Annotated in this window: 9 protein-coding genes; 6 read left to right on the top strand and 3 right to left on the bottom strand. The window is 75.1% G+C overall.

The annotated features are described in order from the left end of the window. Positions 1 to 152: 152 nt before the first annotated feature. The 6 genes from OG715_RS32515 to OG715_RS32490 all read left to right on the top strand — a co-directional run bounded on the left by OG715_RS32515 (position 153) and on the right by OG715_RS32490 (position 7,120). The gene (locus OG715_RS32515; protein ID WP_266273723.1) at positions 153 to 692 is read left to right on the top strand and encodes a GNAT family N-acetyltransferase; all 540 of its coding nucleotides are present in this window, start codon (positions 153 to 155) and stop codon (positions 690 to 692) included. A 592-nt stretch (positions 693 to 1,284) separates the two neighbouring features. Next, entirely contained in the window at positions 1,285 to 4,452 is a 3,168-nt protein-coding gene (locus tag OG715_RS32510; RefSeq protein WP_266273724.1) for a sensor histidine kinase, read from the top strand. Next, the gene (locus OG715_RS32505; RefSeq protein WP_266273725.1) at positions 4,449 to 4,880 is read left to right on the top strand and encodes a roadblock/LC7 domain-containing protein; all 432 of its coding nucleotides are present in this window, start codon (positions 4,449 to 4,451) and stop codon (positions 4,878 to 4,880) included. The genes OG715_RS32510 and OG715_RS32505 overlap by 4 nt, the downstream gene beginning before the upstream one ends. A gap of 7 nt (positions 4,881 to 4,887) precedes the next feature. Further along, on the top strand, positions 4,888 to 5,319 hold the full coding sequence (locus OG715_RS32500; RefSeq protein WP_369826039.1) for a DUF742 domain-containing protein: 432 nt from the start codon (positions 4,888 to 4,890) through the stop codon (positions 5,317 to 5,319). 3 nt (positions 5,320 to 5,322) lie between these two features. Beyond that, positions 5,323 to 5,943: a GTP-binding protein gene (locus tag OG715_RS32495; RefSeq protein ID WP_266273726.1), complete on the top strand. Its 621-nt coding sequence runs from the start codon at positions 5,323 to 5,325 to the stop codon at positions 5,941 to 5,943. A gap of 43 nt (positions 5,944 to 5,986) precedes the next feature. Beyond that, complete coding sequence (locus OG715_RS32490) at positions 5,987 to 7,120, top strand: FAD-dependent monooxygenase (protein ID WP_266273727.1); 1,134 nt, start codon at positions 5,987 to 5,989, stop codon at positions 7,118 to 7,120. Positions 7,121 to 7,165: 45 nt separating this feature from the next. Here the strand turns inward: OG715_RS32490 and OG715_RS32485 are convergent, their stop codons facing one another. The 3 genes from OG715_RS32485 to OG715_RS32475 form a co-directional block, all read right to left on the bottom strand. After that, positions 7,166 to 7,939 carry a serine hydrolase gene (locus OG715_RS32485; protein ID WP_266273728.1) on the bottom strand — a complete coding sequence of 258 codons (774 nt, stop codon included), beginning with the start codon at positions 7,937 to 7,939 and terminating at the stop codon, positions 7,166 to 7,168. A 79-nt stretch (positions 7,940 to 8,018) separates the two neighbouring features. Then, positions 8,019 to 8,876, bottom strand: a complete 858-nt coding sequence (locus tag OG715_RS32480; protein WP_266273729.1) for a leucyl/phenylalanyl-tRNA--protein transferase — start codon at positions 8,874 to 8,876, stop codon at positions 8,019 to 8,021. Next, on the bottom strand, positions 8,873 to 12,121 hold the full coding sequence (locus OG715_RS32475; RefSeq protein WP_266273730.1) for an amino acid adenylation domain-containing protein: 3,249 nt from the start codon (positions 12,119 to 12,121) through the stop codon (positions 8,873 to 8,875). Before OG715_RS32475 ends, OG715_RS32480 begins: the two co-directional genes overlap by 4 nt. Between the last annotated feature and the right edge of the window lies 1 nt (position 12,122).

Below are 12,122 nucleotides of genomic sequence, written 5' to 3'. Positions count from 1 at the left end.
CGCGCGAAGTCCGCTACGGAGACAGGGAAGGTGAATTGTGGTCGCGGTGACAGCCGCTGCGCACGTGCTGCGCGGCACCCGGACTGTTCTCACCTCCCGGGTCCCGGTCTGACGCCCTTCGCTCTCCGGGGCCCCTTCTCCAAGGGACTCCCATGTCTTCTTCCGCTTCCTCGCCTTCTTCCTCCTGGCACACCCGGGTCGAGCAGCCCCGCGACCTCCCGGCCGTCCATGAGCTGACGGTCGCCGCTTTCGGGCGGCCGTACGAGGCCGATCTCGTCGAGGCCCTGCGCGCCGACGAGGCGTGGATCGACGGTCTCTCGATCGTCGCCACCACCGAGGCCGGGGCCGACCCCGTCGGCCATGTGCTGCTCACCCGCGCCTTCATCGGCGACACCCCGGCGCTCGCGATGGCTCCGGTCTCCGTGCACCCCGACCACCAGCGGTCCGGCGCCGGCTCCGCCCTCGTGCGGGCCGGACTCGACGCCGCCCGCGAGCGGGGCGAGCGGTTCGTCATCCTGCTCGGGCACCCGTCGTACTACCCGAGGTTCGGCTTCGGCCGGGCCTCGGAGCACGGGATCACGCTCACCGTCGACGCGCCGGACGAGGCGTGGATGGCCCTGAGCCTGGACGAGGCCCGTCACCCGCTGCCGTCCGGCACGGCCCGCTGGGCCGCCGCGTTCGGCATCGCGTAACACCTTCCGGCGGCCCCGGGGTCCCGACGGACCCCGGGGCCGCCCCCACCAACGCCGAACGCCTCGCACCGGACGCCGCGCACCGGACGCCGCGCACCGAACGCCGAACGCCGAGCACCGAACGCCGAGCAGCGTGCCCGTGAACCTCCACCGGGGGCGTTCCCGTTCCTCCGAGGGCACTCCCCGACGACGGAGCGAACAGGGCTGCGGACACCGTCCGACCAGCCCGGGGCGGGTGCCGGAGCACCGCCGGGAGACCGGGCGGGAGACCGTGTACGGGCGTGAACCACGTGCTACCGGGATGTTAAGGACCTGTGTGTGTACCGTCCGAAGATCGAACGGGCTTTCACTCCTAACACACCGTATGACTAGTATCGCTTCGTCATAAAGCCCGTGCCCCGGACGGTCCGACCCTCGCAGGCCGACCGCCAGCCCCAAGGAGTCAGCTCTGCGCGCGCGTGCGAATCGGCGGCCCCCGACGCCGAAGGCCCCCCGCAGGCGTCGGCCGCGCCTGTCGCTGCGGACGGCACTGCTCGTCCTGGCCCTCGTCCCCAGCATCGCCCTGGCCGCCCTCTGGGCGGTCACCAGCGGCGTGACCTTCTTCGACTTCCAGCGCCTGGCCGCCCAGGGCCTGCTGGCCCAGAAGGCGGGACAGCCGTCCAACATCGTCTACTACAACCTCCAGGAGGAGCGCCGGCTCAGTGCCGAGGCGCTCTCCCGCCCCGGCAGCGTCGCCGACCAGCTGAAGCGCCAGCGCCGGCTGACCGACGAGGCCGTGGAGAAGTTCCAGACCCTGTCCGGCGAGACCGCCGACAGCGCGCCCGCCGAGGTGCGCACGGCCGTCGCCGAGGCCCGGCGCGCGATGGAGAAGCTGGGCGACCAGCGGGCCCTCGTCGACAAGGGCACCGCCGACCAGCAGGGCGTCTACGCCTACTACACCGACCTGATCGCGGTCGACCTGCGGCTGTTCACCGCGCTCAGCCACGTCGACACCGGTGAGGTCACCTGGATCTCCAAGACCCTGGTCAACTCCTTCTGGGCCAAGGAGATGCTGGCCCGCGAGGACGCGATCCTGGCCCGGGGCTGGCCGTCCGGCAAGCTCAGCGCCTCCGACTACCAGCTCGTGCAGCAGTCGATCGGCGCCCAGGAGCACCTGTTCACCGTCCAGGTCGTGCCCTACGTGCCGACCGACGAGCGGGCCGCCTGGTCCGAGCTGATGAGCGGTCCGGCGTGGCAGGCCAAAGCCGCCGTCGAGCAGGCGCTCACCCGCCCGGCCGTCGCCGACGCCACCGGCACCGTGCGGCTGCCGCAGCTCCAGGACCAGTGGCGGCAGGCCGTCGACCAGGTCAACCCGCAGCTGGTGAAGGCCATCGAGACCCGCACCGAGGGCGTGGTCGAGGTCGGCAAGGGCTCGATCCTCTCGCTGCTCATCCGGGTCGCGCTGACCTCGGTGATCGGTCTGCTCGCGGTGGTCGTCGTGGTCATCGCCAGCTGGCGGCTGACCCGCTCGCTGCGCCGCCGGATCAACGATCTGCACGCCCAGGCCCAGGACATGGAGCACACCCTGCCCGAGGTGGTGGAGCGGCTGGCGCGCGGCGAGCAGGTGGACGTCGAGGCGGAGAGCCGAGCGATCACCGCCGGCACGCACGCCCGCGGCGGCGACGAGCTGGCGCAGCTCGGCCAGGCCATGAACCTCGCCCGGACCTCCGCGCTGGGGGCCGCCGTCCGGCAGGCCGAGCAGCACCGGGGCTTCGAGCGGCTGCTCCAGCGGATCGCCCGCCGCACCCAGCTGCTGATCGGTCAGCAGCTGCGCAAGCTGGACGCCCTGGAGCGGCGGCACGAGGACCCGGAGGTGCTGGAGGGCCTGTTCGACCTCGACCACCTGACCGCCCGCCTGCGCCGCTACGAGGAGAACCTGGTCATCATGGCCGGCGGCCAGCCGCAGCGGAAGTGGCGCAAGCCGGTGCCGCTGCTGGACGTGCTGCGCGCCGCGCAGGGCGAGGTCCAGGAGTACCGCCGGATCGTGCTGGACGTCGAGGGCCACCCGTGGCTCTCCGAGCGGGCGGTCGGCCCGATCGCGCACGTGGTCGCCGAGCTGATGGAGAACGCGGCGAGCTTCTCCAAGCCGCCGACGCCGGTCGACGTCCGGGCGGCCGTGGTCGGCCGGGGGCTCGCGATCGAGATCGAGGACCGCGGCCTGGGCATGGACCCGGAGCAGTACGACACGGCCAACGCCCTGATGGCCGCCGCGCTCGCGGACGAACCGCCCCGTACGGACATGCTGGCCCGCGGTGACGACATCCGCCTCGGCTTCCACGTGGTGGCCCGGCTGGCGTCGGCGATCGGCCTGCAGATCGAGTTCCGGCCGTCGGCGTTCGGCGGGACCAGGGTGGTCGTGCTCGTCCCCGGCGAGCTGATCCTCGACGGCGACTCCGGGCTGCCCGACAACGCGGCGGTCACCCCGATCCCGCTCGCCCGGCGGCAGCGGCCCGCGGACCGGGCCCAGCCGCCCGTGCCGCTCGCCTCGGTGACCGAGATGCCCTCCCCGGCACTCCCGGCCGGCACGGAGACGGAGCGGGCGGCGGACACCACGACCTCGTCGGCGGTCGTCGCGGTGGACGAGGAGGAGGAGCGCGCCGCCCACGCGGACGCCGCTCCGCACCCCGGCCAGGCCGGCGGCGACTGGTTCTCCTCCGGCAGCGCCCCCCTCGTGACCCCCGGCGCGGCCTCCGGCGCCCAGGCGCCCTCCCAGGCCCAGGCGTTCGGGTACGTCGAGTACGTACCCCCCTCGGACGACGAGCTCCTCGGCGACCCGGTCCGGATCGACTTCGGCAAGCACGACGGCTTCCCGGAGCCCGGCCCCTTCCCCGAGCAGGACGCCTTCGGCGCGCGTGACGTCTTCGGCGGACCCACCGCCTTCGGCGAGCGCGACGGCCTCGGTGGGCACGACGGCCTCGGTGGGCGTGACACCTTCCGCACGCGCGACGGCGCCTTCCCCCACGTCGAGGCGGACGGCTATCTGCACCCGCCGGCCGAGCACGGCCAGCCGGTCGAGCACGGTTCGCCGGCCCCCGCCGGTGGCGGCCACGGCTACGACGGGCAGCCCTACGACACGTCCCCCCACTCCGCCGGGGACGCCCCTCCCGCCTACCCGGACATCGCCTACGCCACGGTGATGCCCGCCGAGGCGCCCTACGCCGACGAGCAGTACCGGCCCGCCGACCACTACCGGCTGGCGGAGCGACGCCAGCACGACGGGCCGCCGGCGAACCCGCTCCCCGGGTCCGCCGTCGCACCGGCCGACCCCCCGGCCGCCGCCCCGGGCGCCCCGACCGGCGGTCTCCAGCCGCCGCTGCCCCAGCGGGTGCGCCAGGCCAGCCTGGCCGCCGAGCTGCGCATCCCGCCGCCGCCCCGTACCCCGTACGCCGGGGCCGGAACGGGCACCGGGACCGGCTTCGGAGGCGCCACCGGCCCCGGCAGCGCCGAGGGCCCGTTCCAGCGTCCGCCGCGCCGCTCCGGCGCCACCGTCGGCGCCTTCCAGCGCCAGTCCCGGGCCGCCCGGGGCCTCGACGGCGCGGAGGACCGGTCCCCCGCCGGCGGCCCCGCGGCCGGCGCCCTGCCGCCGGGGCGCGGCCCCCTCCCCCCGTCCGGCCCGGCCTCCCCCACGGCCGCCGGAACCCCGACTCCCGCGCCGGGTCCCTCCCCCTGGGCCCTCCCGGCCGCGGACCCCCGAACCACGAGGACGGAAGAGCAGTCATGAACCGCACCATCGCCACCCATCAGGACCTCGACTGGCTGCTGGACGGACTCGTCGACACGGTCCCCGGGACGAGAAGCGCCGTGCTGCTCTCCGACGACGGCCTGGTGGTCAGCCACTCCCGCACCATCGAGCGGTCCGACGCCGAGCGGCTGGCCGCCGTCGCCACCGGTCAGCAGAGCCTCGCCCGCGGCATCGGCCAGCTGTTCGACGGCGGCCCGGTCCACCAGGTGATCGTCGAGCTGGCCGAGGTCTGGCTGTTCGTCATCGCCGCCGCGCAGGGCACCCACCTGGCCGTGGTCGCCGACCAGGAGGTGGACGCCGAGGTGATGTCGGTGGCCATGCACCAGCTCGTCCAGCAGGTCGGCCAGAAGCTCAGCACGCCGGTCCGCAGCGAGTTCGACGCCTTCGCCTCCAGGAACCGGGGGTGAGTCCCCGGTGAGGCCGCACTGGAGCGAGCTGCCCGAAGAGGACGAGGACGACGACTACGGCGCGGGCACGATGGTGCGCCCCTACACCATCACCCGCGGCCGGACGGCGCCGGAGCGCGACGACCTCACCCTGATCACGCTGATGACCACGGTGGAGGAGCTGGCGGACCAGGCGCTCGCCACCCGGTCGTCCGGTCCGCGCGGGCTCCAGCCGGAGCACCGGCTGATCCTCGAACAGTGCCGCCGGCCGGCCGCGGTGGCCGAGGTGGCCGCCGGACTCAACCTGCCGGTGTCGGTCACCAAGATCCTCCTGGGCGACCTGATCGCCCAGGGAATGCTGCTGGCCCGGGCCCCGATCTCGGTGGCCCGGGCCGCCGGGGACGGCGGTCTGGACCTCGGGCTGCTGACGGCCGTACGCGAAGGACTCCGGAGGCTCTGAACCATGGCACCATCCGCACCCCGCCCCTCCTCCCCCTCCTCCCCGCTCCCCTCCTCCGCCCCCGCCGTCCCCGCGGCCGTCAAGATCCTCATCGCCGGCGGCTTCGGGGTCGGCAAGACCACCCTGGTCGGCGCGGTGAGCGAGGTCGCGCCGCTGCGCACCGAGGAGTACCTGACCCGCGCCAGCGAGGGTGTCGACGACCTGGCCGGGGTCGACAACAAGGAGACCACCACGGTCGCCCTGGACTTCGGGCGGATCACCGTCAACCCGGAGCTGGTGGTCTACCTGTTCGGCACGCCCGGACAGGAGCGCTTCTGGTTCATGTGGAACGACCTGGTGAACGGCGCGCTCGGCGGCGTCGTGATCGCCGACACCCGCCGGCTGGACACCAGCTTCGCCTCGATCGACTTCTTCGAGAGCCGGGGCATCCCGTTCGTGGTCGCGATCAACTGCTTCCACGGCCACAACACCCGGACGGCGGACGAGATCCGGGCCGCCCTCGACCTGGACCCGCAGGTCCCGATGCTGATCGGCGACGTGCGGGTGCGGACGTTCGGGCGGGACCTGCTGCTCGCGCTGGTCGACCACCTCATGGAGCTGTCGGCCGGCGCGCCGGTCCGCTGAAACGTTTCCCCACTTCTCCCACCACAGCTTGGAGCACCCCGTCATGACCCCACCCCTGCGCGTCCTCGTCCACGGCGGCGGCATAGGCGGCCTCACCGCGGCCACCGCCCTCGCCCGCCGCGGCCACCGGGTCGACGTCGTCGAGCTGCGCGACGCCCTGGAGGCCCTGGGCGTCGGCATCATCCAGCCGTCCAACGCGCTGCACGTGATGCGCGAGATCGGTGTGCTGGAGCAGTGCCTGGCAGCCGGGTTCGAGTGGGAGGTGCTCACCATCTGCGACCCGACCGGCGGCATCCTCGCCAAGATCCCGCAGCCGCGGATGGACGGCGCGCCGTCCAACAACGGCATCCCCCGCCCCGAGCTGGCCCGGGTGCTGGGCGAGGCCGCCACCGCCGCCGGGGCGACCCTGCGGTTCGGCACCACGATCACCGGACTCGCCGACGAGGGCGAGGAGGTGGCGGTCACCCTGAGCGACGGCAGCAGCGGGCGCTACGACCTGGTGGTCGGCTTCGACGGCATCGGCTCGCCGCTGCGCAAGCGGCTCTACGGCGAGAAGTACGCGCCCGAGTACACCGGCTTCGCCAACTGGCGCGTCACCCTGCCGCGTTCGCCCGAGGTGCAGGGCGTGGTGATGTCCACCGGCAACCTGAAGGCCAAGGCGCTGCTCACCCCGATCAGCGCGGACCTGATGTACCTGGGCTCGGTGTTCGCCGAGGCCGAGGACTTCCGGCCGGACCCGGAGCACGCCCACGAGCAGCTGCGCGAGCGGCTGGCCGGCTTCGGCGGGCCGATCGCCGAGGCGCTGACGCAGGTGACCGACCCGGCCGCGGTGGTGTACTCGCGGATCTCGCAGGTCACCGTCGAGGAGCCGTGGCACGTCGGCCGGGTGGTCCTGGCCGGCGACGCGGCGCACGCCTCCACCCCGCACCTGGCCCAGGGCGCGGCGATGGCCGTCGAGGACGCGCTCGTCCTCGCGCAGAGCCTGGACCCGGCGGAGACGGTGCCCGCCGCGCTCGCCGCCTGGGAGGAGCGCCGCCGGCCGCGCGCCATGTGGGTGCAGGCGCTGTCCCGGGCGATCCTCAAGCAGGAGACCGGCACGGCGACCACGCCGGAGGAGGACGAGCTGCTGAAGGTCGGCATCCCGGGTGCGGCGCACTTCCTGGTGAAGCCGTACTGACGGGCTGACGGTCCGACGGCCGCCGGTCGACAGCCTTCTGCGGCGTCAGCCGGCGGCCACCGGGCCGGAGATCGTGTGCCGGCGGGCCCAGACCGCCGCCGAGACCCGGGCGACCAGCCGGGCCGCCGGATCGTCCTCCGCCGCGTCCGCGCCGGAGGCCAGCGGGCCGGTGTAGCAGACGGCCAGCAGGTAGGGCGGGCAGTCCCCGGGCCGCACCAGCCCCACGCAGTGCCGGGCGCCGGGGATCCAGCCGTTCTTGAACGCGACGGCGGTCCCCGGCGGCAGCCCGGCCGCGAGGTCGACCCGGAACGCGTTGCGTTCCAGCAGCGCCAGCAACTCCGGCTCCCCGGCCAGGGACTGGAGCAGCCGGACGAGGTCGCGGGCCGTCACCCGGTTGTGCAGGCCCGCGTCGCGCGCCGGGTAGTCCTCGATCCCGCGCGGGCTGCCGCTCCGGGTGGCGCCCGCCCGCCGCCAGACCTCCGCGACGGCCTCGTGACCGGTCCGGGCGAGGCAGAGGTTGGTGGCGAGGTTGGACGAGTGGGTGATCATCCGCTCGGCGAGCAGGCCCAGCGGCGCGGTGCCGCCGAGGAGGCCCCACGGCACGGGGTCGCTGTCCCACTCCGGGTCGTTGGCGAACTCCCCGCCCGCCCGCGACTCGAAGGAGTTCACCACCGGCACGGCCTCGTCGAGGTCGGCCCCGGCGCGGTGCAGGGCGGCCAGGACGGCGATCTTCATCGTGCTCGCGGCGTCGTGCGGCTCGTCCGCGCCTCGCTCGAACACCAGTTCTCCGCCCCAGGGGGCGACCACTACCGACAGCATGCCCGCCACCGTGCCCAGCACCCGCCGCCCCGAAACCGGCGGGCCGCCGTCCACCGGCAGGTCACCGCGCACCGGTGCGTCAGCTGCGGTCGGCGCTCGCGGCGGGACGGTGCCCGTGCCGGTGCCCGGGCGGCCACGGCGGGCGGGGCTTCGCGGGGGCCAGGCGGACGGCCGGGAGCCGGGAGGTGTCCAGCGGCGCCCCCGGCCCGGGTCCGGCGGCGAGCGCGGCGAGGTAGTCGGCCCGGGGCAGGGGCGCGGCGCCGAGGGAGCGCACGTGCGGGGAGTCCCACTGGGCGTCGAGCAGCCGGCCGCCGACGGCGGCGAAGCGGGCGGCGAGGTCGGCGACGGCGACCCGGGCGGCGTCCGGGCGGCGGTGGAACATCGAGTCCAGGCTGAGCACCGGCCCGGCCGCGGTACCGAACACCCCGCCGATCAGCTCCCCCTCCTCCCACACCTCGACGCTGTGGGCCGCGCCCAGCCGGTGCAGGGCGGTCAGCGCCTCCCGCAGGTCCCGGGTGAGCCAAGGGGGTTCGCGGCCCTCGGCGCAGGCCGCGAGCACCTGCTCGAAGGCCGCGTCGGCGGTGGTCGACCAGTCCAGGCGGTTGCGCAGCAGGCGGGAGAGCTTGCGGCCGAGGCGCACGCCGTCGGCGGGGAGGACGGGGCGGGGGTCGGGCGACCACCAGGCGAGCGCGTACGGGTCGGCCTGCCCGGGCCCCGGCAGCAGGGCGATCCGGCCGGCCTCCACCTCCTCCTCGTAGCGGGCCTCGCTGAAGGCGCTCGCGTAGGCGTCGGCGGCCGGGAGCGGGAACAGCCCGCGCCGGTAGGCGGCGAGCAGGGTGCCGGGCGCGAGGTCGCCGCCGAAGGCCGCCGGTCCGTCGGCGGGGGCGCGGGCGACGTCCACCGCCGCGAAGAGCTGCTCGGGGGTGGTGGCGGTCATCGCACCGCCCCGAGCGGCGAGGTGCCGAGCGGCGGGGACAGGAAGCCCTCCGCCGTCAGCCGGTCGAGGTAGAAGTCCAGCAGCCCGCCGTCGACGGCGGGCAGCACCACGCCGCTGCCGGCCAGGGCGTGTTCGGTGTTGGCCCGGTCGAAGCGCGGGAAGGTGGGGCGGAAGTACATCTCGCTGATGGACAGTTCGGTGCCGGGCACGCGGTCGACGAAGAGCGGCACGAACGGCGTCATCGGGTGGGTGGGGTGCCCGGCGGCGAACCGGACCAGGCCCTGCACCCACTGCTCGTAAGGGACTTCGTCGACGGGGTGGCCCCGGGCGCGCAGCCGTTCGGCGAGTTCGGGGAGGCCGGCCGGGGTGGGCGAGGTCAGGTGGTAGACCTCGCCGATGGCGGGCGCGTGGGTGACGATGTGGCAGATCGCGCGGCTGAACCGGTCGGCCGGGACGAAGTCGAGCGGCAGCCGGACGTCCGGGCAACTCCCGCTCTCGGCCATGTACTTGATCAGCGCGCACATCTCGGTACCGGTGTTCATCACGCCGGTGCGGAGGTCGCCGGTGACGTCGTTGGTGCGCAGCACGGTGACCGGCAGCCCGGCCTCGGCGGCGTGGTGGAGGAGCTGTTCGGCGACCCATTTGCTCTCGACGTAGCCGACGGCGAGCCGGTCGGCGTGGTCGAGCGGGGTGCGTTCGGTGACCTCGGGGATGCCCGCCGCGCCGAAGCCCGCGACCACGGCGAGGGTGGACAGGTAGTGGACGGGGATGCCGCGCGAGTGTCCGGCGAGCCGGACGATCTCGCGGGTGCCGCCGACGTTGGCGGCGCGCAGCTGGTGGTAGGGGTAGATGAAGTTGACCAGGCCGCCGAGGTGGTGGATGGCGTCCAGGGTGTTGGCGAGGTGTTCGAAGCGCTGCTGGGTGAGGCCGAGCAGAGGTTCGGCGAGGTCGCCGACGAGCGGGACGACGCGGCGGTCGGCGAGGTCCTGGCGGAGGAAGCGCTGCTGGGCGGCGCGGAGGCGTTCCAGGGCGTGTTCCTCGTCGGGGGCGCGGACCAGGCAGTGGATGCGGGCGGCGGTGGTGTGCAGCAGGGCGTCGAGCAGGTGGGCGCCGCAGAAGCCGGTGGCGCCGGTGAGGAGGATCTCGGTGGGTTCGGCGCGGGACGGCGCGGGGCTCCAGGACTGCCGGACGGGTGTGTCCAGGCGGGCTTCGGCAGCCCAGTCGACGGCGGCCTCGCCGCCGGCGCCGGCGGGGTCCTGCGCCCGGGCGGAACCGTCGGCGCGGGCCGGGCCGCCGGTGCGGGCGGCGAGGGTGTCGGCGGCGAAGGCCCTCAGGGTGGCGTCGCGCAGCAGCGAACGGGTGAGGAAGCGGATCCGGGTGACGTCGATGCCGAACATGATCCGGGCGCGGGCGAGCATCTCCATGGCGAGCAGGGAGTTGCCGCCGAGGTCGAAGAAGTCGTCGTCCGGTCCGACCTCCTCGACGCCGAGGAGTTCGGACCACAGTTGGGCGACGCCCGCCTCGACGGCGGTGGAGGTGCCCCCGGCCGGGGCCGTTCCGTTCGCGGACGAGCCGTTCGTTGACGATCCGTTCGGGGCGGTGCCGTTCGGGGACGGGGCCCCGCGCGCGGCCCCGGCCCGGCGCGCGCCGGTCGGGTTGCCGCCCCCGGCCGCCTCCTGGCCGTCCCGCCGCTGCAGCTGCGGCCGGGCGTCGGGCAGCCGGCGGCGGTCGATCTTCCCGGCCGGGGTGAGCGGCATGCTGTCGAGGAGCACGAAGTCCGACGGGACCATGAAGTCCGGCAGCCGTTCGGCCAGGTAGGCGCGGATCCGTCCGCGCCGGGCGTGCGGTCCGGACGCGGCGCGTTCGGTGAGCGTGTAGTAGGCGATGAGGACGCGGCTGCCGTCGGCGCTGCCCTCGGCGGCGACCCGGGCCTGCCGGACGTCGGGGTGGGCGGCGAGCACGGATTCGACCTCGGCGGGGTCGACCCGGTGGCCGCGGACCTTCAGCTGGTCGTCGAAGCGGCCGAGGATCTCCAGGTTGCCGTCCGCCCGCCAGCGGCCGGCGTCGCCGGTGCGGTACATGCGCTCGCCGGGCTCGGACGCGTACGGGTCCGGCAGGAACGTTTCGGCGGTCAGCCCGGGCGCCCGCCAGTAGCCCCGGGCCAGGCCGGGGCCGCCGAGGTGGATCTCGCCCTTCTCGCCGGGCGGCACGGGGCTGAGCCGGGCGTCCAGCAGGTGCAGCCGCACCCCGGGCAGCGGCCGACCGATCGGGACCGGCGCGACGGACGGATGGCCGGGGCCGGCGTGCTGGGCCCCGGGCTCCAGCGCCTCCGGCGTGAGTTCGCAGAGCGTGGAGGTGACGGCCGCCTCGGTCACTCCGTAGGCGTTGACCAGCCGGACCCCCGGCAGCCGCTCCAGGCAGGCCCGGCAGTCGTCGGCGTGCACGGTGTCGCCGCCCACGATGATCAGCCGCAGGCCCTCCGGCGCGGGCCCGCCCGGCGGGAACAGGCCGAGCAGGTGGTGCCAGTACGCGGGCGTGAGGTCCGCGACGGTCAGCCGCAGCTCGCGCATCCGGTGGGCCAGCTCGGTGGGCGCCCAGGTGCGGGCGCCGCCGAGCACCAGGGTGGCCCCCGCGGCCAGGGTCGCGAAGACCTGCTCCAGCGAGGTGTCGAAGCCGAGTGCGGCCAGTTGGAGGACACGGTCGCGCGCGGTGAGCCCGTAGGCGTCGACCACCCGCTCCAGGGTGAAGACCAGCGCGCGGTGGGTGACCGGCACGCCCTTGGGGGTGCCGGTGGTCCCCGAGGTGTAGATCAGGTAGGCGAGGTCGTCCGGGCCCGCCGGGTCCTCCCCCGGCGCCGCGTCGACGGTCGGGTCGACGGTCGCGTCGGTGCGCCCGTCGGGTGCGACCGCCCGCACCCCGGGGAAGGTCCGCCCGTCCGCGGAGACCACCACGTCCGCCCCGCAGTCCTCGACCAGCCGGGCCAGCCGCCGCCGCGGGTGCGCCGGGTCCAGCGGCAGGAACGCGCCGCCCGCCTTGAGCACGCCGAGCAGGGCGGTCACCAGGTCCGCGCCGCGCTCCAGGCAGACCGGGACGATCCGCTCCGGGCCGACGCCCAGGCCGCGCAGGACGCCCGCCAGCCGGTCACTGCGGGTGTCGAGGTCACGGTAGGTGAGCGTCTCCTCGTCGGTGACCACCGCGACGGCGTCCGGGGCGTCCGCCGCCCGGGCCCGGACCAGCCCGTGCACG

It is taken from the genome of Kitasatospora purpeofusca, assembly GCF_036010405.1.
Classification (GTDB): Bacteria; Actinomycetota; Actinomycetes; order Streptomycetales; family Streptomycetaceae; genus Kitasatospora; species Kitasatospora purpeofusca.
The sequence above is the reverse complement of the archived record's forward strand: the minus strand, read 5'-3'. Positions and strand labels throughout refer to the sequence as shown.

What these genes read in the sequence shown, in the direction of transcription:
- OG715_RS32515 (WP_266273723.1), top strand. Translation starts at nt 153, where the DNA reads ATGTCTTCTTCCGCTTCCTCGCCTTCTTCCTCCTGGCACACCCGGGTC.
- OG715_RS32505 (WP_266273725.1), top strand. Translation starts at nt 4,449, where the DNA reads ATGAACCGCACCATCGCCACCCATCAGGACCTCGACTGGCTGCTGGAC.
- OG715_RS32495 (WP_266273726.1), top strand. Translation starts at nt 5,323, where the DNA reads ATGGCACCATCCGCACCCCGCCCCTCCTCCCCCTCCTCCCCGCTCCCC.
- OG715_RS32490 (WP_266273727.1), top strand. Translation starts at nt 5,987, where the DNA reads ATGACCCCACCCCTGCGCGTCCTCGTCCACGGCGGCGGCATAGGCGGC.
- OG715_RS32485 (WP_266273728.1), bottom strand. Translation starts at nt 7,939, where the DNA reads ATGCTGTCGGTAGTGGTCGCCCCCTGGGGCGGAGAACTGGTGTTCGAG.
- OG715_RS32480 (WP_266273729.1), bottom strand. Translation starts at nt 8,876, where the DNA reads ATGACCGCCACCACCCCCGAGCAGCTCTTCGCGGCGGTGGACGTCGCC.